Origin of the sequence: Methylobacter sp. sgz302048 (assembly GCF_052162025.1) — a bacterium.
Lineage (GTDB): Bacteria > Pseudomonadota > Gammaproteobacteria > Methylococcales > Methylomonadaceae > Methylobacter.
This window is the reverse complement of sequence record NZ_CP197401.1, coordinates 2780267-2801328: the sequence shown is the minus strand read 5'-3', so window position 1 is coordinate 2801328 and position 21062 is coordinate 2780267. Positions and strand designations below refer to the sequence as shown.

Sequence of the window (21062 nt, the reverse complement as noted above, 5' to 3'; positions counted from 1 at the left end):
ATCATATCAATATCGCTATAGCGCTAACTGAAGACTCATTTTTAGTGCTAGAGCAATTTGGTGAACTGTTGTCGTTGATCGATCTTCTCTCGTCTCACGACAAGTCGCGAAACCAAACATTATCGGTGCTGGATGAAACTTTGTCGAAATGGCAGTTCAGTTGGGACATGGAAAATGTCACTTTTTTCGACAGACAAGCACAGCCTGTAAAGTCCTGGGGCAGTCAACTGGTTGCCGTAAATTCGGCCGTCAAGCAAGTTCTGAGCAATGAAGCGCCGGCGCATCAGATTTTTTGCCCCCACACGTGTTTTCAGCAGACTATTACGCCGGTTATGGCAGACTCCGAAATAACCGGTGCTTTTAGCGTCATTCGGTCATTTGCCGACGTTATCATTAAATACAAGCGGGCAACGCATTCGGATATCGGTCTTTTAATCATGGATGAAGCGACAGGTGAGCATCAATGGCCTTATAAACTATCTGGCATGACATTGCCTGAAAAAAATATACCGGTATATGACTATATCTCCAGACATTTCAAGATTGATGAGCTGTTGGAGCACAGCAAGACGATAAAACTGGATAATGCTGTTTTTGAGGTTAGAGTTTTCCCCGTTCATCAAGAGGCGGCAGGGCCGCCCTTTTTTCTGTTTGTCGATGACATTACTGCTGATTTCAAAGGCTTTAAGGATGATCTGAAGCAAGTCTGGTTTCAGGGGGCTGTCAGTTTTTTGGTTTCCCTTATATCGCTGGTAGTGGTTCTGCATTTGTTGTTGCGCCGCGTTACGAAACTTTCACAGGCTTTGCCTTTATTATCGCAGAATCAATACGAGGCATTTAAGCAACAGATAGCGATAAAAAATTTTTCTAATCTGGGCTACGATGAGTTGGATAAATTAAATGATACGGCCTTAACCTTGTCGGACCAATTGGAGTCTCTGGAGTTGGCGGTGCGCCGTAATACGCTCAAATTGCTGGAAAAAAGCCAGGCTCTCGGAAAAGAGAGGGATTTTATCCGGCAATTAGTTGAAGCGGCGCCCATTATTATTATTACCCAAAAATTGAACGGCATAATTTTAACCATCAATCAGGCCGGCGTTGATGAGTTTGAGTCCGATAGCCGATCTATAATCGGCAAAGTGTTTGATGCTTTCCTGCCGGAATCGGACAAGGAGCACCTAAACAAGTTGAACCAATTAAGAGCGGGCGATTTGGGTTCCGGCCGGTTTCAGGTTGACGGCTTCTTATTGACTGAATCCAGTAAGTTGCTGAATGTCTCTTGGTTGCACACGCTACTGAAATCCAATGACGAGAATAACGAGATGGTTATTTTGACTTTGGGTGTCGATATTAGCGCCCGCAAGATTGCGGAAGAAAAAGAGTCTCAGCATACCCACTCGTAATCATTTTTACACAGGCTGCGTCTTAGGGTTGTAAATATCGATTTGCTTTGGATTATTATTTAACAGCTCAAGTTCGTAGATGAGGCAATAAAACTGAAAAGTGTTTGACTTTATTGCGAATAGGGCGGCTGTACAAAATTTTCTGAATATAGGCTGATGGTTTACAATACCCGGTTTTATCCCGTAACAGAGCAGATGACATCGCGAAATTTCTGTTGTTATCAAGCCTTCTTGTTGGGGTGCAAGTTGAACTAAATATAAAGTAATTACATGAAAAAAATAAAATGCGCTGTTATTGGTACAGGCTATTTGGGGAAGTTCCACGCACAGAAATACGCATCATTGCCTGATTGCGAGCTGGTTGCTGTTGTTGACATTAATGAAGCGGCGGCTAGAGATGTTGCCGGGCAATATGGCGCCAAAGCGCTGACAGACTACAAACCGCTGCTTGGCGAAGTCGATGCCGTAAGTATTGTCGTACCAACGACGCTGCATCATGAGGTTTCAAAGGATTTTCTTGAAAATGGCGCGCATGTGCTGGTGGAGAAGCCGATTACCGTAACGGTTGAGGAAGCCGACGAATTGATAGCGATTGCCAGGGCAAAAAACTTGATTTTGCAGGTAGGGCATCTGGAGCGTTTTAATCCGGCCGTATTGGGGCTCGATAACGAACAAAAGCCGCTGTTTATCGAATCTCATCGCTTATCGCCTTTTAACCCGCGCGCCAATGATGTCAGCGTGGTGCTGGATTTAATGATTCATGACATCGATATTATCCTGGCCTTGGTAGATTCCGAAGTAGAGCGCATCGATGCCAGCGGCACGCCGGTGCTGACCCAGGGCACGGACATCGCCAACGCCAGGCTGTTATTTAAAAACGGCTGCGTGGCCAACGTGACCGCCAGTCGCATCAGCATGAAGATGGAGCGCAAAATGCGCATGTTCCGTCCCGATTCATATGTTTCGGTCGATTTCCAAAACCGTATTCTGACCAAGCACCGTACCGGCACCAAAGAAATGTTCCCCGGTATTCCCGAAATAGAAACCGAAGAATCTGTGTTTGAAAGCGGCGACGCCTTGCTGGAAGAAATCAAGCATTTCATCAATTGCATTCATACCGGCGAGAATCCTCTGGTGTCCGGTGAAGCCGGCAAAAGAGCACTCGAGACGGCGATACAGATTACGCGCTTGTTGGGCGATAAATAACCGCACTTTTTATATTACGCTATAAGATTTTCTGAATAAATAAAAGGCAATAACAATATGATACCAATGGTAAACCTGAAGGCTCAATACGCTGAAATTAAAGACGAAATTGAGCAAGGGCTGGCTGAGACAATAGCAAACTGCTCGTTTATTCTAGGCCCTAATGTACAGGCATTTGAAAAAGAAGCGGCTGAATATCTGGGGGTCAAACATGCCATCGGCGTGGCTTCAGGAACCGATGCCCTGCATCTGGCATTGATTGCGGAAGGCATCGGCGCTGGTGATGAAGTCATCACTACCGCCTTCACTTTTATTGCTACGGCCGAAGCGATCAAATACGTCGGCGCCAAGCCGGTCTTTGTCGATATCGATCCAAAGACTTTCAATATCTCGCCGGAAGCCATAGAAAAAGCCATTACGCCTAAAACTAAAGCGGTGATGCCCGTGCATTTGTTTGGCCAGCCGGCTGACATGGCTAAAATTCAAAAGCTATGCGATGAACACAATCTGAAGCTGATCGAAGATTGCTGTCAATCATTCGGCGCCAGCATCAATGGCAAACAGACCGGCGCTATCGGGCATGCGGCTGGCTTCAGCTTCTTTCCGAGCAAAAACCTGGGCGCCTTCGGAGATGGCGGTCTGGTGACGACAAACTCCGATGAAACCGCTGCCAAGATTAAGCAGCTGCGCAACCACGGCTCCGACGTACGTTATTATCATGATGTCATTGGCTATAACAGCCGCCTCGATGACATGCAGGCGGTAATTCTGAGAGCCAAGCTGAAACGGATCGATCAGTACAATAAAGGCCGCCGTCATGCCGCGCATCTTTACTCGGAATTAATGGCTGACTTGCCATTGGCGACGCCGTTTGAAGATGGTCTGGGCGAGCACGTGTATCATCAGTATACCTTGCTGTGCGATCGCCGGGATGATGTGATAAAAGCCTTGCAGGACAAGCAAATAGGCTGCGCCGTGTATTATCCGGTGCCATTGCATAAGCAAAACGTTTTCAAAGAGGAGTGCGCGGAATTGAGCCTGCCTGTGACTGAGTCTGTTGCGGCCAATTGTTTCTCGCTGCCGATCTGTCCTTATCTGGCTGATGCGACTATCAAAGAAATTGTCAGTGTTATCCGTGAGGTTTTAACCGCTTAAACTTATCGCAGGATTGATCAAGCGATAAAAACTGACGCAATACCAATAAAGGCCGGCTCTTAGTCGGCCTTTTGTTTGGTAGTCGCTGATATTATTTACTTAATAGGTTATTTCTTGTCACACAACAAACCCTTAACTGTCCTGTTTAGCGCTGGCGAATCCTCGGGTGATCAGCATGCTGCCAATATGTTTCTGGAATTGCGCAAATATCGGCCTGATATCCAAGGCATTGGCATGGGCGGCGCAAAAATGGCTCAGGCGGGTATCGATGTTCGCTATGATTCATCGAATATCGCCGTAATCGGTCTTGTCGAGGTTATAAAGCATTATGGCGAAATCCGCCGCGCATTAAAGCTCATGCAGAAGCTAATCTCCGATGAGCAACCTGATTTGCTGGTTTGCGTCGATTATAAGGAGTTTAACTTCAAACTGGCGCGATATGCCAAGCAATGCGGTATCAAAGTATTGTTCTATGTCAGTCCACAGATATGGGCATGGCGCCCCGGGCGAGTCAAGAAATACGGCGAAGTGATCGATATGATGGCCGTTATCTTTCCTTTTGAGACGGCTTATTATGAAGCCGAAAGTGTGCCGGTTCGTTATGTTGGGCATCCGTCTGTCGACAAAGTCCACGCCCAGCATTCGAAGGAAGAAGATTTAGTGCGTTTTGGGCTGGATCAAAAAAAGACGATTATCGGCCTATTGCCGGGAAGTCGCGCCAATGAGATCAAGCGCATGCTGCCGGTCATGCTGAAAGCCGCCGAAGAAATTCAAAATGATATGCATGAAGTCCAGTTTCTGCTGCCTCAGGCCGACTCGATCAGCGATGCCTTACTTGAAGCGTATTTGAGTCAGTCGCCGGTTAAAATTATTACGGTAAAAAATCAGCCTTATGATGTGATTCAATGCTGCGATGTAGTCATGACGACTTCGGGCACGGCAACGCTGGAAATTGCTTTATTAATCGTGCCTATGGTTATCACCTATAAGCTTTCATCGCTGACCTACATACTTGGCAGATGGCTGGTAAAGACGCAGTTTATTGGATTGCCCAACATTATTGCCGGCAGAGGGATCGTAAAGGAGTTTATTCAACATGAAGCGACTTCGGAAAATCTGGCTGCGGAAGTTAACCGGATTTTGACCGACAAGGTCTATGCCGATGCGATGCGCGACAATTTAACCCAGGTTAAAGCGCAGTTGGGCGAAGGCGGAGGCTCAAAGAACATGGCGGAACTCGCTTGGACTATGCTGTCTAAAAATGAAGCAATTTAATATCATAAAGATAAATCTTGATTTGAAAATCAAAACTATCCGAATGCATATCTCTATGTGATAATAAACAGTTCGATTGGGTAATACTTCTTTACATACAGGACATAAACAATGGACGAGAACAAGAAGAAAGCGCTGGGCGCAGCGCTGATGCAGATAGAAAAACAGTTCGGCAAAGGCTCTGTCATGCGCATGGGCGATGTGGCCGCCGCGCGTGATATCGAAGTGGTTTCTACCGGTTCTCTGAGCTTGGACATTGCGCTGGGTTGTGGAGGCTTGCCTCGCGGCCGTATCGTGGAAATTTATGGGCCTGAATCTTCCGGTAAGACTACCTTGACACTGCAAGTCATCGCTGAAATGCAAAAGCTCGGCGGTACGGCGGCATTTGTCGATGCCGAGCACGCGTTGGACCCTGGTTATGCCGAAAAAATCGGCGTCAATGTCGATGATTTGTTGGTGTCCCAGCCCGACACTGGCGAACAAGCCTTGGAGATCACCGATATGCTGGTGCGTTCAGGCGCTGTTGATGTGGTCGTCGTCGACTCGGTCGCGGCCTTGACGCCTAAAGCCGAAATTGAAGGCGATATGGGCGATTCGCACATGGGCCTACAGGCACGTTTAATGTCCCAGGCATTAAGGAAATTGACTGCCAATATCAAACGCTCCAATACACTGGTTATTTTTATCAACCAGATCAGGATGAAAATCGGGGTCATGTTCGGCAGTCCGGAAACCACAACCGGCGGTAATGCGCTTAAATTCTATGCTTCAGTGCGGATGGATATCCGACGCATCGGTTCGGTTAAGAAAGGTGAGGAAGTGATAGGCAATGAAACCCGCGTAAAAGTGGTTAAAAACAAAGTCGCTCCGCCTTTCAAGCAGGCCGAATTTGAGATTTTGTATAACGAAGGCGTGTCGTTTCTGGGTGAGTTGGTTGACTTAGGAGTCAATTACGGTTTTATTCAAAAATCGGGTTCCTGGTATAGTTACGGTAATGAAAAAATCGGCCAAGGCAGGGACAATGCCAAAGCCTTCCTGAAAGAGCATCCCGACATGGCCAAAGAGATCGAAGACAAAATACGGGCCGAAGCGTTCGGCCGAAGAGTCGAGTTCAGTGAGGAACCTAGCTTTACTGATGAAAGCGAATAGTCCATTTAGTCCTCATAGCCTGTTGTGAATGACGTTCATAAGGATATTAAAGAAACTTGCCTGCGATTGCTGGCCCGTAGAGATCACAGCCGGAAAGAATTGCTCAACAAGCTGACAGGCAAAGGCTTTGATAGGGAAGATGTATCGGCTGTCATTGATGAATTGGCACAGCAAGGCTGGCAGGATGATCAACGTTATGCGCAGAACTACGCTCGCTACCGCATACAGAAAGGCTACGGACCTGTTCGTATTGAATATGAACTGCGGCAAAATGGTGTTGACGAGATTGATTTAGACGCAGTTTTGCAGGCGTCTGCCAGTAGCTGGATGGACTTGCTGGAACAGGTTTACAACAAAAAATACAACCATAAAAAGAATCTGGACAGAAACGAGTGGGCTAAACGCAGTCGATTTTTGTTGCACCGCGGCTTTACTGGTGAAATGATCAGCGCTTTGCTTGACCATTTGAATATTAACAAGAATAAATTTTAGTTTTAAAAATCATTTATTTACCATTACCATGAAAAAAATGACTAGCTCAGAACTGCGCACTGCTTTTCTGGAATTCTTTCGTGAACGAGGACATTCTGTACAGCCTTCAAGCTCCCTGGTGCCCGGCAATGACCCGACATTGTTATTCACCAATGCCGGCATGGTGCAGTTTAAAGATGTATTCCTAGGCAGAGAGCACCGTGATTATAACCGGGCGGTGACTAGTCAGCGCTGCGTCAGGGCGGGCGGCAAGCATAACGATTTGGAAAATGTCGGTTATACGGCGCGCCATCATACCTTTTTTGAAATGCTGGGCAATTTCAGTTTCGGCGACTATTTCAAGAAAGAAGCGATTTATTATGCCTGGGAATTTTTAACGAAAGAGTTGGATATTCCGCCGCAGAAATTATGGGTGACTGTTTTTGAGGAAGACTCCGAAGCGGAAAAAATATGGCTTCAGGATGTTGGGATTGATCCAAACCGATTCTCAAGAATCGGCGCCAAGGATAATTTCTGGTCTATGGGCGACGTAGGGCCTTGCGGGCCTTGTACTGAAATATTCTATGATCACGGCGAAGGAATTGCCGGCGGCCCTCCAGGTTCGCCGGATGAAGACGGCGACAGATATATCGAAATCTGGAACCTGGTATTCATGCAATATGATCGCGACAGTGAAGGCAATTTGCATCCACTGCCCAAACCTTCTGTTGATACCGGCATGGGGCTTGAGCGGATTTCTGCGGTAATGCAGGGCGTACACAGCAATTATGAGATTGATCTGTTTCAGAAATTGCTGCGGGCTGCGGCCGAGATTGCCGGAACCCATGATTTAACGCAAAGTTCATTGCGCGTGATCGCCGATCATATCCGTTCCTGCGCCTTCTTAGTGGCTGATAGCGTCATGCCTTCAAATGAGGGACGTGGTTATGTCTTGCGGCGCATCATTCGCCGGGCTATTCGCCACGGTTATCGTCTAGGTATCCGTGAGGTGTTTTTCTACAAATTGGTCGCCCCACTGGTCGAAGCAATGGGCGAAGCTTACCCTGAGCTTAAAAACGGGCAGGCACAGGTTGAACGCGTACTGAAAAAGGAAGAAGAGCGTTTTGCTGAAACCTTGGAACAAGGCATGAAAATCCTTGAAGCCTGCGTGGCCAAAATGGAAGGCTCTGTGATTCCTGGCGAGACTGTATTTCAGCTTTATGATACTTATGGTTTTCCAGTGGATTTGACGGCTGACTTTGCCCGTGAAAACAATCTCACTGTCGATCACGCCGGATTTGAAATGGCTATGTCTGAGCAACGGGAACGAGCGCGGCTGGCCAGCAGTTTCGGGGCCGATTACGATCAGGATATCAAGCTGGACGTGCAGACCGAATTTACCGGTTACGGACAACTCGATGATCAGGTGCATATCATAGGTCTGTACCAAAAAGGTCAGCCGGTCGATAGCCTCAAAGAAGGCGATGAAGGCATTGTGGTTCTGGATAAGACGCCTTTCTATGCTGAATCCGGCGGTCAGGTAGGTGATTGCGGCAAAATTGAAGCCGGTGGTGCAATATTTGAAGTTACCGATACACAAAAGCAGGGCAGTAATCTGTTCTTGCATAAAGGTAGGGTGACTGCCGGAACACTAAACAAGGGACAATTGTGCGATGCGCGTGTCAGTGCAGCAGATAGAAAAGCAACCGAATTGAATCACTCTGCCACGCATTTGTTGCATGCGGCATTAAGAAAAGTCTTGGGCGAGCATGTGGCTCAAAAAGGCTCACTGGTTAACCCGGAGCGCTTGCGTTTTGACTTTTCCCATTTTGAGCCGGTAACGGCTGACGAAATCAGTACTGTTGAGCGCCTGGTCAATGAGCAGATCCGCATGAATAATCCTGTTTCTGCGCAGATTATGGCAAAAGATGAAGCTATGAATGCCGGAGCCATGGCCTTGTTCGGCGAAAAATATGGCGACGAAGTCAGGGTCTTAAAAATCGGCGACTTCTCAACCGAGCTGTGCGGCGGTACGCATGTTGAGCGATCAGGCGATATAGGTTGCTTTAAGATAATCAGCGAAACGGGTATTGCTGCTGGCGTCAGACGTATTGAGGCGGTTACTGGCAGTGTCTGTATCGACTGGATCGAAAGTCGCGATAAAGCATTGAGCAGTATTGCGGGGCTTTTGAAAAGTTCGGCGGACAAGGCATCTGACAAGGTCGAGCAGCTGATAGAAAAGAATAAGTCGTTGGAAAAACAGCTGGAGCGGCTGAAATCGAAACTGGCAAGTTCAGCAGGCGGTGAGCTCAGCTCTCAGGCCATCGATGTCAATGGGATCAAAGTGTTGGCCACTAAACTTGATGACGTTGATCCTAAGTCCATGCGTGACATGGTGGATCAGCTGAAAAACAAATTAGGCAGCTCTGCAATCGTGCTGGCAGTCGTCGAGGGCGATAAGGTCATGCTGTGTGCAGGTGTTTCCAAAGATCAGATGGGCCGTGTAAAAGCCGGTGATCTGGTTAATTTTGTGGCGACTAAAGTCGGCGGCAAAGGCGGCGGTCGGCCTGATATGGCTCAGGCTGGCGGCAACGATCCGTCAAAGTTGGCTGAGGCACTGGCTCAAGTTTCTGCTTGGGTGCAAGAGCAAATGAATGCTTGAAGATAAGGTTATAGTGAATGGCATTATATGTATATAAATTTGGCGGTACATCGGTAGGCTCTGTAGAGCGTATTAAAGCAGTCGCCGAAAAAGTTAAAAAAGTGCATGATCTGGGGGATCAGATTGTTGTTGTCGTTTCAGCAATGAGCGGAGAAACCAATCGTCTGGTTGCGTTGGCAAAAGAAATGCAACCACAGCCCAACGAAAGAGAAATGGATGTTCTGCTTTCCACAGGAGAGCAGGTTACCGTTTCGCTTTTAAGTATGGCTTTGCATGAGCTTGGATGCCCAGCATGCTCCTATACAGGTGGGCAAGTAAAAATTCTGACCGATAGCAGTCATACGAAAGCGCGCATTCGTAATATCGATGACACCCGCATGCGAGCTGATCTTAGTGCAGGTAAAGTAGTGGTTGTCGCCGGTTTTCAGGGGGTTGATGAAAACAACAATATTACAACGCTAGGGCGCGGAGGTTCTGATACGACCGCTGTCGCTTTAGCTGCCGCTTTGAAAGCCGATGAGTGCCACATCTATACCGATGTGGATGGTGTTTATACCACTGATCCTCGGGTAGAACCGAAAGCCCGCAGACTTGATAAGATTACCTTTGAAGAAATGCTGGAAATGGCCAGCTTGGGTTCAAAAGTATTGCAAATAAGATCGGTAGAGTTTGCCGGCAAGTATAATGTTGCTTTAAGAGTATTATCATCATTTACAGAAGGTAAGGGTACGCTCATTACCTATGAGGAATCACAAATGGAAAGTGCTTTAGTTTCCGGAATCGCATTTAATCGTGACGAGGCAAAATTAACCATTACTGGCGTGCCTGACTTACCAGGGGTTGCATTTAAAATTCTTGGGCCGATAGCTGATGCAAATATCGAAGTCGATATGATCATCCAGAATATTGCTGATGACGCGACGACTGATTTTACCTTTACCGTGCATCGCAACGATTATCCCAGAGCAAAAGCTTTGTTGGAAAATGGATGTGCAGAGCTTGGGGCCAGAAAAGTGACTGGAGATGACAGCATAGTAAAAGTTTCAATTGTAGGCGTAGGCATGCGTTCTCATGCTGGAATTGCCAGCACTATGTTTAAAACGCTTGCAAAAGAAGGCATAAACATTAAAATGATATCGACATCGGAAATTAAAATTTCCGTCGTTGTTGATGAGAAATATTTGGAATTGGCGGTCAGAGCATTACATGCGGCTTTTAAACTAGACCAAGAAATAGAGTCTTAGATTTTATTTTAACTTAGGACTTTATTTATCTGAAAAAGCTGCTATAATTGTCGTTCTTGGTTGGATGCTGTGTAAGAACAGTGGTTTTTAAATAGACATAGGGAGAAGCCATGCTTATCTTGACTCGTCGGGTAGGAGAGACTTTGATGATCGGTGATGAAGTTACAGTCACTGTTCTTGGAGTCAAAGGAAATCAGGTTCGCATCGGTGTTAATGCACCAAAAGAAGTCTCTGTTCATAGGGAAGAAATTTACGAACGGATTAAAAAAGAACAGGCCGAGTCTACAGGCTTAACCGGTTCAGAAGAGTAAAAGTTTTAGGAGAGATGGCCGAGAGGCCGAAGGCGCTCCCCTGCTAAGGGAGTATGTGCCAAAAGCGCATCGAGGGTTCGAATCCCTCTCTCTCCGCCACTTAATTAAAGGTTGATTTTTGTTTTTTAAGAGAATGAAAAATAAAGGTTGACAAGGATGAGGTAAAGAAGGATAATAGTCGGATCAACAAGGCGCCCGTAGCTCAGCTGGATAGAGTACTCGGCTACGAACCGAGCGGTCGGGAGTTCGAATCTCTCCGGGCGCGCCATTGAAGAAGACAAAAAGTTTATTCCCCTGTAGCTCAGTCGGTAGAGCGGATGACTGTTAATCATTAGGTCGGCGGTTCGAGCCCGTCCGGGGGAGCCAAGTAAAACAAGGCCTTAGGTAATTTACCAAGGCCTTTTTTATTGCCTGAAAGTTTCTGCATGTCCTTGGTAGGGCATATTCAAAATAAAAATCACAATAAAACTCACCAAAAATCCAGAGTATTGCAGGTCTGTAATTCAGGTTTCAACAGTAGCGAGGTATGATGAAACTTCTTGGAATGCATACCATCATAAACCCAGAGCGCTAAGTTCAATTATTTCAACTCCATCAATTGGATTTACTTAAGTAAAATCCAACATTGGTTTTATTGAGTAAGAAGGAAATCAAATGAATAAATCATATTTAGCTTGGCGGCTGATAACTTTCGCCTTACTCACTCAGTTCAGCGCTGCTGTTTTGGGCGATGATGCACCAAGCCTGGACAAAGATTGTACCGATTCAGCGAACAGTGCTAGTGACGCGTGTAGTCTTTGGCACAGTGTTGAGGACTGCAAAGATGTTCAACCGGGTGATTCCTGTCCGCATCATCCACCATACATTAAACATATCGGAACAATGCCGGCCCATTATCATACTGTGTTTAATGCAGTGTATGACAGTTGCGATACCTCAAAAGGACCCGGCCATTGGCTGGTTGTGCCAAACTATCCTGTTATCGGTGTAGAGGATCATGCTCAACGAGACCCAATGTCTTGGAACTTGGCGTGGGATCTGGCTAAGGATGAAAATATTCCCACTGAGGATATTGCACTCGCGATTAATCCACTCCCGAAGCGGAGCAAACATCAATTGCATATTCATATCGGCAAACTCATGGGCGATATGAAAAGCGCAATCAATAATAGTCAGATCGTTCCTCATGATGGACATTGGCATCAAGTTAAGCTCGGAAATATAACCTATTCTGCAATTTTCGATGACAGTCCGTTTACCGACCCATTCACGATGGTTAGTAAAAAAGTTGGCGAAGAAAATATGGTGTGTAACGGTATAATTATTGCCGGATCGAAAAGTGGGTTTTATGTTTTACATACTGGCGGCACTTACAACGCTGGAAGTAATCTATGCACCTATAGCGTGTTTGTTGAGGGACAGCTTAACTACTCATGTCCTCCTTGATAAACCAGGGTTATAGTTAAGCCCAGGTTGAAATAACGGAGTTCTGGCCCGCTATAAAGACAGTAAATGCAATGAGCTTTGCTGCCCTTTTGATGGGCTAAAAATCGGAAGAGGTACTCAATTCAAGCGGATAACTCGCCGCCTTCCATGCCCTAAACCGATCCTTGCTTCTTAGTTTGAGATGGATTAAAAAATTATTATCGCTGATTTGCTGTATCAATTTAGGGAAGTTGTTTCTGGCGGTATCCTAAGCAGACTAATAGATATTTTTTCTGTTTCATTTTTGGACTTGGATTTTTGTAGTGAAATGGTTTGTACGCACCGATCTTGACGGTTTTTTTGGCTTGGCTTTGGATAACCTTGTGCAATTGTTGGTTATCGTGGGGTTATGTGATCAGGTCCTGGGTTTTTCAGAAGATTTGATTTACCGCCATATTCTGCCTGGCGTCGCCGTTTCTTTATTGATCGATAATATCTATTATGCTCATCAAGCCAAACAATTGGCGGCGGCGACTGGGCGCGCCATGATGTTTGTGCCTTGCCTTACGGCATCAACGCCGTGTCTTTATTTGCTTATATTTTTTTAATCATGTTGCCGGCAAAAATGCTGGCAGAGGCCGGCGGCGCTGAGAATCCGGAACGTATTGCTTGGCAAGCAGGCTTGTTGGCTTGTTTGGGTTCCGGTTTGATTGAGTTAGGCGGCGCCTTTGTCGTGGAAAAATTAAGAAAAGCGACGCCACGTGCAGCTTTGCTATCGACTTTATCCGGAATCGCCTTAACATTTATTTCTCTGGGCTTTTTATTTCGCACCTATGCGCATCCTGTCGTCGGTTTGGTGACACTAGTGCACTGCCAACGCTAAGAATATGGGCTACCTAAAACTGTCTAATAGGCTTCTTTCCCAAACCGGAGACGAGACATGCCCAAGAAATACATTGTCCGCCTGAGCGATACGGAACGTCATCATCTTCAAGAGGTGATCAAAAAACTTCAAGGCAGCTCACAAAAAGTCCGGCGTGCGCAGATTCTGTTCAAGGCCGATGCGAATGGCCCGGGTTGGACAGACCAGCGGATTGCGGAGGCCTACGCATGCCGGATCAACACGGTCGAAAAGATCCGCCAGCGCTTTGTCGAAGAGGGCTTTGAACGGGCGTTGGAAGGCCGAAAACGCGAGTATCCGCCGACCCCGAGGTTATTGGACGGGGCACAGGAAGCGCGCATTATCGCCACGCGCTTGGGATCGCCGCCGGCAGGCTATGCGCGCTGGAGCCTGCGGCTGTTGGCCGGGCGCGTCGTGGAACTGGGGATTGTAGACGCCATCAGCCATGAGACCGTCCGCAAGCTGATTAAAAAAACGGCATGACGCAGCGGGCGATTGCCTATTGGGTGATTCCGCCCGAGCAGGACGCCGAATTTGTGGCTGCAATGGAAGAGGTGCTGGACGTGTATGCGCGACCGTATGAGGCCGCGCATCCGGTCCTTTGCATGGACGAACAACCGATACAGTTGATCAAAGAGACCCGTACGCCACGACCGGGGACGCTGACGCAGCCGCCACGGGTCGATTACGAATACGAGCGTGCCGGCACCGCCAGCTTGTTCCTGTTTACCGAGCCGTTAGTCGGATGGCGCGAGGTGACGGCCCGCCCTCAGCGCACCAAAGCAGATTGGGCCAAAGAAGTGGCCCGCTTGCTGGAAGGGCGTTATGCCCAGTGTCCCGTGGTGACGCTGGTGAGCGACAATCTCAACACCCATACCAAAGGAGCCTTTTATGAGGTCTTCGAACCCGAACGTGCCCGCAACCTCGTACGGCGGATCAAGTTTTGCCAGACGCCCAAGCATGGCAGTTGGTTGAATATCGCTGAAAATGAGTTGAGTACCCTGACCCGACAGTGCCTGGCGCATCGAAGGTTCGGTGACATGGAAACCTTACGGACTGAAATTAGCGCCTGGTCGAGCTCTGTTAATAGCAAACAACGCGGTGTCGATTGGCAGATGAAAGTGGACGATGCACGAACGAAACTGAAATCCATTTACCCTAAAATTAAGCTGTGACAATGCACTAGGTGTGATTTTATTAGTCTATTTTGGCCGACTGCGTTTTCGCGGCAATATTCCGGGAGGTTTGGTTGCTATAGTATTAGGCGCTTTGCTTGCTTGGTTAATAGGATTGGCTCCCGTTGGCGATAGACCGGATAATGATTTAAATCTGTATTTGCCTATACCGGTGCTTGGCGATTTATTCGAAGTGCTGACTTCGGAGCATAGCTTAACTTATTTGTCAGTCATCATTCCGATGGGACTCTTCAATCTCATCGGCTCCCTTCAAAATATTGAATCTGCCGAGGCTGCGGGTGACAGTTACTCTACACGGTCTTCTTTGGCGGTCAACGGCATTGGAACATTAGCGGCTAGAGCATTTATCTGTTACCTAAGATCAAGCCGTATTGCTAAAATGGGGCTTCATTGAATGAGAATGACCGAAGATGCCCAAACCTTACTCAGAAGACTTGCGCTTGCGTGTCGCGAAGGCTGTTGACAGCGGCAAAACGACACGCGAAGTCAGCGCGCACTATCAAGTCAGCCCCTCCTTTGTCTCCAGAGTGCATCAACTCTGGAAAAACACCGGCGGCGTTCAGAGCAAGCCGATCGGTGGTTACAGACGGGCCCTGTTGGAACCCTATGCAGCCGCCATCAAGGAACAGTTGGCGAACAGCCCATCGATGACCTTGAAGGAACTGCAGGATTGGCTGGAAACTGAACAAGCCCTGAGTGTATCGATTTCGGCCATTGATAAGTTTATCCGGCACAAACTGGGCTATCGCTATAAAAAAAACGGTCGTTGCCAGTGAACAGCAGCGCGAGGATGTCGCCAGGGCTCGCGAGCAATGGCAAGCCTGGCAGCAAACCTGCGATCTGTCGAAGTTGGTGTTTCTGGACGAAACAGGGCTATCTACCAACATGATCCGTCGTTATGGACGGGCCTTGGGTGGTGCTCGCTGCCGGGATGCTGCCCCAGCTGGTCACTGGCAAACGCTGACTTTTATTGCCGGCTTGCGTGCCGACAAACTCACGGCACCCTGGTGTGTGGATCAAGCCATGACGGGCGAAGCCTTCAAGGAATACCTGCGTTCGCAGCTGGCGCCAACTTTGAAACCCGGTGATATTGTTATTTGTGACAACCTGCCTGCGCATAAGGTGGCGGAAGTCCGGGATATTGTTGAAGCACACGGGGCGACGATCAAATACCTGCCGCCTTACAGCCCTGATCTGAATCCGATCGAGCAGGTTTTCGCCAAGCTGAAGGCGCTTTTGCGCAAGGCAGCGGCACGAACTTATGACAATCTCTGGCGCACTGTCGGCCAATTAATGGAGCGGTTTCATCCCGACGAATGCCTGAACTTCTTCAGGCATTCAGGCTATGTTTCTGACTAAAAAATAAATGCTCTAGTTTGTTCGGTTCCTGTTTTCCGACGACAATTTATATTGGACATCCTGGTTGGAAAGCGATGGGATCTCGTGCCGGCTATTCGACTTTAAACGGAGCGTTTATCACGCTCATTTGTTTAACCGGCAGTTTGTCTTATATCGCTTGGGTGATTCCGATCGATGCCGGCATGGCGATTATGTTGTGGATCGGTATTGTCATTGCGGCGCAAGCTTTTCAGGAAACTCCGAAAAACCATGCGCCGGCGGTTGTAATGGGGTTGCTGCCCGGCATTGCGGCTTGGGGAGCCTTTATGGCAAAAAGCGGTATCCGGGCGGCAGACTATGGCGGCGGGCCCATGCCGGCATTTTCGGACGCAATGCTAGCGCGTTTTCAACAGGCCGATGTCTGGATTCAGGGCGCTTTTGCATTGGAGCAGGGCTTTATTATGACAGCGATGATCTTGGCCGCGTTGACGGTAGCGATTATTGAGCGTCATTTTATCAAGGCTGCGCTCTGGAGCGGCTCGGCCAGTCTATTGTCGGCTTGTGGTCTGATGCATTCTTACCAGTGGACAGCTAGCGATACAGCCTTATCATTAACTCCCGCGTGGGAGTGGGCTATGGCTTATGCAATTATGGCATTAATATTTTTAAGTGCAAAATGGCTATGTGTTGAGGCTGATGGATACTGATCTTTAGTTATCAAACTGATGTTACGCACGAATCGATTTATGTTTTGTTTTAGTTTTACTGCGATGCCGTGCTCATTCGCACTGCGGAGGCCGGTACGTGGGCGTTTGTCCCCCGCCGAATGAATTCGACCCTACAACGGCGTTTAAATCAAGGTTAAAGTTTTACAGGCATAAAAATGCAATAGCCAGAATATTGAAATGGGACTGAAGATTGTTTTAGCGCCGTTTTAGTCTTACCGGAATGCCCCCTTTAGGCCGTACAGTCACAGCCATTTCAATCTCGACTTCATCAGCATTGAGCAATTCCACATCATAATGCTGAACAATCATACTTAGCAGCAACTGACTTTCGAGTAAGGCAAAATGGTTGCCGATGCACACGCGTTCGCCGGTACCGAAAGGCATATAGGCGAATTTCCGTTTTTCAGCCGTTAAAAAACGTTCAGGATCAAATTGTTCAGGCTGTTGCCAATAGTCGGGATGATGGTGAACATTGTAGATGCTGAATATTGCCAGACTGTCAGCTTTAAGGGCATACCCGTCAATTTCAGTATCTTGGCTTATTTTGCGTATCAGAATGCCTGCCGGTGGGCGGATGCGCATGGCTTCGCTCAATACCGCCCGGGTATAAACCAATTGCTGTAGAGATTCGGCATCGGGAGTATTGCCTTGCAACTGATCATGGAGCTCAATTTTGAGTCTTGCTAGAACATCTGGATGTCGAGCCAATAAATATAATGCCCAGGTAAGCACATTTGCCGTGGTTTCATGGCCGGCAGTGAAAATCGTAATCACTTCATCACGAATTTGCTGGTCACTCATGGGATTGCCTGTATCGTCATCGCGCACCTTCAACAACATGCTCAATAAATCGCGTTGCTTGATAGATTGGGATCGGCGCTGATTAATCATGCTGTAAATAATGTCATCTAATACGCCGGTAGCTTGTCTGAATGCTCGATTGGCGGGCGTCGGTATAAATAAAGGCGGGGTTAAAGGATTCGATATGGTTTTGGCAGCGTACTTTAATCCGGTATCCAAAGCTGATGCGATCTCGCCTACTTTGTCGAGTACGCTGGTGCTGAACATCGTTTGGGTGATGACTTCCAGTGCCAATTGCATCATCTCGTCAGCAAGATTAACTTGCGCCTCATCACCTAATTGCTGCCAACGATGCAACAGGTTATTTCCGGCCGTGATCATTTGTGGCAGCATGGATGTTAAATTGGCGCGCTGAAAGACCGGCTGCATTAAGCGTCGTTGTCTACGCCATAAATCGCCCTGGCTGGTAAGCAGTCCTTGTCCTAAAATCAAGGACAGACCCGTCGGCTTTTTCGGGTTGTACATTTTGACAAAGTTATGGCTTTGTTTGACCAAAGCCTGTTCCACTAACTGTGGATGACTGAATAAATAAAGCTGACGGGCGGCTAGCCTGAAACTGACCAAGTCTCCATAATCGCGCTGCCAGCTGCAGATCGCTTGAAAAGGATTAGCTTTATATTGACGCAAATTGCCCAGCAAAAAATCGCCTTTGACGCAAGGAATCGTTTTGGTTGCCATTGTCGATAAAATTGGAAAAAAGGCTATTTTTGACGAAAAACAGGAAATGTCAATGAATGGCTGATCTCGTGTAAGAGTTTAAAGTGCCATTATCGATAATTAATGTGATTTATAGAAGCATAAAATTCACTGTTCTAAAGTTTAACTTGCATCTGAAGATCGCTTCATGGCATTGACGTTAACTTTCAGCATGACTGTAGAGATTGCTGAATAGCTGAACCACTATGAAAACCATGGTTTGGGTCACTCGGATGGTTGTTTTCCTGCTGGGAATTTCTGCCGCGAAATCCTCAATGGCTTTATTCAGGAATCTGACCAGGACCGGCTGCGGGCTGTCCTGAGTCGAACGCTGCATGAATCGGCTCTGTAATCGAGCCCTGATCTTCTCGTCCATGTCCTTCTCCTTGATCAGTGATTGCAGTTCAGCCTCCAACAGCATGGCTTGCTTTTCCAGCCAGTCGAAGTCCATCCCTTCTTGGGAAGGCAACGGGCCGAAAGCTTGCTGGAAGACGCACAGGACATCGAAGCATAGGGTCAGGAAAAGATATGACATATCCTGGTTTTGTTCGGCAATGACGGCTGGAAAGACGTTGAAAATTGCTTGCGATAGAGCTGCCTGATCGAACTGAAACCGTTCGATGATCTCGCTGACTTCCTCTTCATCCAGGTGCTTGGCGTATTTGAGTGCTCGATAAAGTTCGGGACCGTCCAGTTCGCGCATGATGCTATGGTTTAAAGAGTGATAACAAAAATTTTCCTTAAAGGTGTTGTTATAGTACACATTTGAAGCCAATGAAATAACGATGAATGCGTATATAGCTCAGCTGCGGCAGGTAGTTATCCTTGTAAAGGCAAGTTGAAAAAGGCCAAGAGCAATTTTTCGTCGCTTTGATGGATGAGGATGGGCGGATATTGCTAGATGAATGCACTGATTAAGCAGCAGTTTGGTAAAAACTTTATCTTCATCGCAGTATAATGGGCGTTATTTCTTCAGAGTCAAAAGAAAAAATTGCGGAATCCGACGAGTTACAAGAACCCTACATGTGCTGCTGCAATGCCACTGAAATTTGTACTTCGCAGAAGTGGGGAAAGGACTATTCTTAACAAGTTTCTTGCCTCTCGCCAATAGAGACTATCAAGGTTACAAGTTAAGTTGTTTTCTCAATTTATCAGGATGTTTATCTCTATTAAATTGCTGTATTACAATGAAAGGGTGAAGCAGAGTCTCCTGCAAAGGAAAAGTGGAAATACGGAGCTTTGAGGAATTTTGAAAGAAGGAGATCTAAAAATAAAAAAACTTCCAAGGCCGTTAAGCCTTGGAAGTTATTAAGTTGCTACGTGGTTAAGTAATCCAGGCAGTTTGTTAAATTGGATGATTACTCGCATTGCAGATGTCCAGCATTGGCCCGTTTACGGTTCAGGTTGACGTTGCTGGCAATGGCCGCCGTTGCGAACAGCGTAGAGGAGATAATAAATTCTCCAGAAACAAATCCTAATACACCGGTAACAAATACAATCCCAGTTAACACGTCTTTATAAAAGTCATTCATAGGTAAATCCTCATAGAGTTGAAAGTTTTTTGAAATGCAACTCAACTATACGTTAGACTTTTGTCATTAACAATATTACAAAATATATACATATTGTTTCTTATTGTTATACATTTATTTAATAAACTTTTAATTAAAACAGGATAAAGTTATAGAGTTCATCATCGGTTGCTCTGCCATACAGTTATTGCAATTCGTCCCGATTTTGCGGCTTTGTACAATCCCATTTCTATTGATTTAGGGAATCGACCTGTTGGAAATTGCCGATCAAGATTATTGTTCAAGTAGAAATGCCGGCTGTCTCTCCGTTTCTGCCAAACATTAATCCATCCGTAATAAGAGCCCATTAACCTCTTATTTTTCTACCGCTCCTTATATTGTCGGCGGATTCTACCTTCCTCTGAAAAGTTCTGGTCATCGTCAGCATGTCTGAACCAATGCCTCTGAAATAATAAAGATAATCGGGCCGGAACTAATGCTTGTGAGATCCGTTAGCACAGCCTTTAGTTTATTCCCCATCCATGTATAACGCCATTCTTGAATTAAGAATTGATGCTACGCCGTTGCAGGGGCAAGTTCACTTATGCTCTTTGGGTATTCGACCGGAGACAAACGCCCACGTACCGGCCTCCGCAATGCGAATGAACACGGCATCGCAGTAAAACTAAAACAAAACATAAATCGATTCGTGCGTAACATCAGTTAAGAAAAATATAATATATCAAGAGTGTCTCATCGTCTCATTTGAAGCTGGGACTCGGCAGGAGTTTCATTTCCAATCTCTTTACGTAACAGGCATTTAGATAAAAATAACAACGGAAAAAGCGGAGACATAAAATAAAGTTAGTAAATTATAAAACTCTAATATACTATAGCAAGCAAAGAAGCAATTCATGCTTTGCAAATAGCGTTTAAGCTTTTGGCCTTGTTTACCGTTATCTGCCGCGCTTATTTGATAAGCATTGTAGTTTCTTAAATTCAGCTGCTGCAGTAGTGGTCAGGCCTGGAACCAGCAGATTGACAGCCTGCCAGCTGACATTTTTAGTTTCTCAGGGATAGAAAGAGCGAGCATGAGGGTTGTTGTATGCAAAAAGAAAGGATTAACGCATTTAGGGAGACAAGTAAAACATTTGTCGATGAGTTAGGCAGCTTGTTGATAGATGTGTTTCACTATTTGGCCTTGTTTATTATCGGCGCCAGCGTAGTCTGGTCGGCGGTAGTGGCGTATGCCGGCATGATCAGTCAGGGACATGCCACCATAGGCGATATATTACTGCTGTTTATTTATCTTGAACTGGGGGCCATGGTCGGCATTTACTTCAAAACCAACATGATGCCAGTGCGCTGCCTGATCTTTATTGCCATCACGGCACTATCAAGACTTCTTATTTCCGATATACAGGCACATCACCAAGCCGATACGGGAATTCTGCCGATATCCGGATCAATTCTGCTGCTGGCCTTATCAACGCTCGTTATCGGCAAACCATTTAATAATTGATGAATATG

22 protein-coding genes and 3 tRNA genes are annotated in these 21062 nt (G+C 46.6%); 22 read left to right on the top strand and 3 right to left on the bottom strand.

The features are described from left to right. The first annotated feature begins 44 nt into the window (after positions 1–44). From ACTNE6_RS12760 to ACTNE6_RS12660, 21 genes are all read left to right on the top strand, one after another. Positions 45–1403, top strand: a complete 1359-nt coding sequence (locus tag ACTNE6_RS12760; protein ID WP_442496994.1) for a cache domain-containing protein — start codon at positions 45–47, stop codon at positions 1401–1403. Positions 1404–1673: 270 nt separating this feature from the next. Further along, on the top strand, positions 1674–2609 hold the full coding sequence (locus ACTNE6_RS12755; RefSeq protein ID WP_331819557.1) for a Gfo/Idh/MocA family oxidoreductase: 936 nt from the start codon (positions 1674–1676) through the stop codon (positions 2607–2609). Between the two features lie 57 nt (positions 2610–2666). Then, the gene (locus tag ACTNE6_RS12750) at positions 2667–3764 is read left to right on the top strand and encodes a DegT/DnrJ/EryC1/StrS family aminotransferase (RefSeq protein WP_194968385.1); all 1098 of its coding nucleotides are present in this window, start codon (positions 2667–2669) and stop codon (positions 3762–3764) included. Positions 3765–3878: 114 nt separating this feature from the next. Next, entirely contained in the window at positions 3879–5039 is a 1161-nt protein-coding gene (gene lpxB, locus ACTNE6_RS12745; RefSeq protein ID WP_442496993.1) for a lipid-A-disaccharide synthase, read from the top strand. Positions 5040–5150: 111 nt separating this feature from the next. Continuing rightward, positions 5151–6188 (top strand): recombinase RecA, encoded by a 1038-nt coding sequence (recA, locus tag ACTNE6_RS12740; RefSeq protein ID WP_442496992.1) that lies wholly within the window; start codon positions 5151–5153, stop codon positions 6186–6188. Positions 6189–6212: 24 nt separating this feature from the next. Next, on the top strand, positions 6213–6680 hold the full coding sequence (locus ACTNE6_RS12735; RefSeq protein ID WP_442496991.1) for a regulatory protein RecX: 468 nt from the start codon (positions 6213–6215) through the stop codon (positions 6678–6680). Positions 6681–6708: 28 nt separating this feature from the next. Then, complete coding sequence (gene alaS, locus ACTNE6_RS12730; RefSeq protein WP_442496990.1) at positions 6709–9321, top strand: alanine--tRNA ligase; 2613 nt, start codon at positions 6709–6711, stop codon at positions 9319–9321. 17 nt (positions 9322–9338) lie between these two features. Beyond that, complete coding sequence (locus tag ACTNE6_RS12725) at positions 9339–10565, top strand: aspartate kinase (RefSeq protein WP_442496989.1); 1227 nt, start codon at positions 9339–9341, stop codon at positions 10563–10565. 110 nt (positions 10566–10675) lie between these two features. Further along, positions 10676–10876, top strand: a complete 201-nt coding sequence (gene csrA, locus ACTNE6_RS12720; protein ID WP_027157308.1) for a carbon storage regulator CsrA — start codon at positions 10676–10678, stop codon at positions 10874–10876. An 8-nt stretch (positions 10877–10884) separates the two neighbouring features. Beyond that, positions 10885–10975 (top strand) — tRNA-Ser (locus tag ACTNE6_RS12715). A 92-nt stretch (positions 10976–11067) separates the two neighbouring features. Next, positions 11068–11144, top strand: a tRNA-Arg gene (locus ACTNE6_RS12710). Positions 11145–11166: 22 nt separating this feature from the next. Next, positions 11167–11242 (top strand) — tRNA-Asn (locus ACTNE6_RS12705). A gap of 288 nt (positions 11243–11530) precedes the next feature. Next, on the top strand, positions 11531–12322 hold the full coding sequence (locus ACTNE6_RS12700; protein ID WP_442496988.1) for a CDP-diacylglycerol diphosphatase: 792 nt from the start codon (positions 11531–11533) through the stop codon (positions 12320–12322). Between the two features lie 302 nt (positions 12323–12624). Further along, positions 12625–12909 (top strand): hypothetical protein, encoded by a 285-nt coding sequence (locus tag ACTNE6_RS12695; protein ID WP_442496987.1) that lies wholly within the window; start codon positions 12625–12627, stop codon positions 12907–12909. After that, the gene (locus ACTNE6_RS12690) at positions 12882–13184 is read left to right on the top strand and encodes a hypothetical protein (protein WP_442496986.1); all 303 of its coding nucleotides are present in this window, start codon (positions 12882–12884) and stop codon (positions 13182–13184) included. Before ACTNE6_RS12695 ends, ACTNE6_RS12690 begins: the two co-directional genes overlap by 28 nt. A 57-nt stretch (positions 13185–13241) precedes the next feature. Next, positions 13242–13685 carry a helix-turn-helix domain-containing protein gene (locus ACTNE6_RS12685; protein ID WP_268120897.1) on the top strand — a complete coding sequence of 148 codons (444 nt, stop codon included), beginning with the start codon at positions 13242–13244 and terminating at the stop codon, positions 13683–13685. Beyond that, a complete protein-coding gene (locus ACTNE6_RS12680; protein WP_442496985.1) occupies positions 13682–14377 on the top strand; it encodes an IS630 family transposase in 696 nt (231 codons plus the stop codon). Before ACTNE6_RS12685 ends, ACTNE6_RS12680 begins: the two co-directional genes overlap by 4 nt. A gap of 13 nt (positions 14378–14390) precedes the next feature. Beyond that, on the top strand, positions 14391–14792 hold the full coding sequence (locus ACTNE6_RS12675; protein WP_442496984.1) for a hypothetical protein: 402 nt from the start codon (positions 14391–14393) through the stop codon (positions 14790–14792). A gap of 16 nt (positions 14793–14808) precedes the next feature. Beyond that, on the top strand, positions 14809–15174 hold the full coding sequence (locus ACTNE6_RS12670) for a helix-turn-helix domain-containing protein (RefSeq protein ID WP_442496983.1): 366 nt from the start codon (positions 14809–14811) through the stop codon (positions 15172–15174). Further along, positions 15113–15757 carry an IS630 family transposase gene (locus tag ACTNE6_RS12665; RefSeq protein ID WP_442496982.1) on the top strand — a complete coding sequence of 215 codons (645 nt, stop codon included), beginning with the start codon at positions 15113–15115 and terminating at the stop codon, positions 15755–15757. The genes ACTNE6_RS12670 and ACTNE6_RS12665 overlap by 62 nt, the downstream gene beginning before the upstream one ends. A gap of 74 nt (positions 15758–15831) precedes the next feature. Continuing rightward, positions 15832–16443, top strand: a complete 612-nt coding sequence (locus ACTNE6_RS12660; RefSeq protein WP_442496981.1) for a hypothetical protein — start codon at positions 15832–15834, stop codon at positions 16441–16443. Between the two features lie 216 nt (positions 16444–16659). Here ACTNE6_RS12660 and ACTNE6_RS12655 read toward each other — a convergent pair whose 3' ends face one another. The 3 genes from ACTNE6_RS12655 to ACTNE6_RS12645 form a co-directional block, all read right to left on the bottom strand. After that, a complete protein-coding gene (locus tag ACTNE6_RS12655; RefSeq protein WP_442496980.1) occupies positions 16660–18003 on the bottom strand; it encodes a cytochrome P450 in 1344 nt (447 codons plus the stop codon). Between the two features lie 178 nt (positions 18004–18181). Then, positions 18182–18724, bottom strand: a complete 543-nt coding sequence (locus tag ACTNE6_RS12650) for a hypothetical protein (RefSeq protein WP_442496979.1) — start codon at positions 18722–18724, stop codon at positions 18182–18184. A 655-nt stretch (positions 18725–19379) separates the two neighbouring features. Next, complete coding sequence (locus ACTNE6_RS12645; RefSeq protein WP_194968375.1) at positions 19380–19553, bottom strand: hypothetical protein; 174 nt, start codon at positions 19551–19553, stop codon at positions 19380–19382. Between the two features lie 1084 nt (positions 19554–20637). Between ACTNE6_RS12645 and ACTNE6_RS12640 the strand changes: the two genes are divergently transcribed. Continuing rightward, positions 20638–21054, top strand: coding sequence for a phosphate-starvation-inducible protein PsiE (locus ACTNE6_RS12640; protein ID WP_442496978.1), 417 nt, complete (start codon positions 20638–20640; stop codon positions 21052–21054). Positions 21055–21062 lie beyond the last annotated feature (8 nt).

What these genes read in the sequence shown, in the direction of transcription:
- ACTNE6_RS12660 (WP_442496981.1), top strand. Translation starts at nt 15,832, where the DNA reads ATGGGATCTCGTGCCGGCTATTCGACTTTAAACGGAGCGTTTATCACG.
- ACTNE6_RS12700 (WP_442496988.1), top strand. Translation starts at nt 11,531, where the DNA reads ATGAATAAATCATATTTAGCTTGGCGGCTGATAACTTTCGCCTTACTC.
- ACTNE6_RS12650 (WP_442496979.1), bottom strand. Translation starts at nt 18,724, where the DNA reads ATGCGCGAACTGGACGGTCCCGAACTTTATCGAGCACTCAAATACGCC.
- recA (WP_442496992.1), top strand. Translation starts at nt 5,151, where the DNA reads ATGGACGAGAACAAGAAGAAAGCGCTGGGCGCAGCGCTGATGCAGATA.
- ACTNE6_RS12655 (WP_442496980.1), bottom strand. Translation starts at nt 18,003, where the DNA reads ATGGCAACCAAAACGATTCCTTGCGTCAAAGGCGATTTTTTGCTGGGC.
- ACTNE6_RS12755 (WP_331819557.1), top strand. Translation starts at nt 1,674, where the DNA reads ATGAAAAAAATAAAATGCGCTGTTATTGGTACAGGCTATTTGGGGAAG.
- ACTNE6_RS12645 (WP_194968375.1), bottom strand. Translation starts at nt 19,553, where the DNA reads ATGAATGACTTTTATAAAGACGTGTTAACTGGGATTGTATTTGTTACC.
- ACTNE6_RS12750 (WP_194968385.1), top strand. Translation starts at nt 2,667, where the DNA reads ATGATACCAATGGTAAACCTGAAGGCTCAATACGCTGAAATTAAAGAC.
- csrA (WP_027157308.1), top strand. Translation starts at nt 10,676, where the DNA reads ATGCTTATCTTGACTCGTCGGGTAGGAGAGACTTTGATGATCGGTGAT.
- ACTNE6_RS12670 (WP_442496983.1), top strand. Translation starts at nt 14,809, where the DNA reads ATGCCCAAACCTTACTCAGAAGACTTGCGCTTGCGTGTCGCGAAGGCT.
- ACTNE6_RS12725 (WP_442496989.1), top strand. Translation starts at nt 9,339, where the DNA reads ATGGCATTATATGTATATAAATTTGGCGGTACATCGGTAGGCTCTGTA.
- ACTNE6_RS12685 (WP_268120897.1), top strand. Translation starts at nt 13,242, where the DNA reads ATGCCCAAGAAATACATTGTCCGCCTGAGCGATACGGAACGTCATCAT.
- ACTNE6_RS12680 (WP_442496985.1), top strand. Translation starts at nt 13,682, where the DNA reads ATGACGCAGCGGGCGATTGCCTATTGGGTGATTCCGCCCGAGCAGGAC.
- alaS (WP_442496990.1), top strand. Translation starts at nt 6,709, where the DNA reads ATGAAAAAAATGACTAGCTCAGAACTGCGCACTGCTTTTCTGGAATTC.
- ACTNE6_RS12640 (WP_442496978.1), top strand. Translation starts at nt 20,638, where the DNA reads ATGCAAAAAGAAAGGATTAACGCATTTAGGGAGACAAGTAAAACATTT.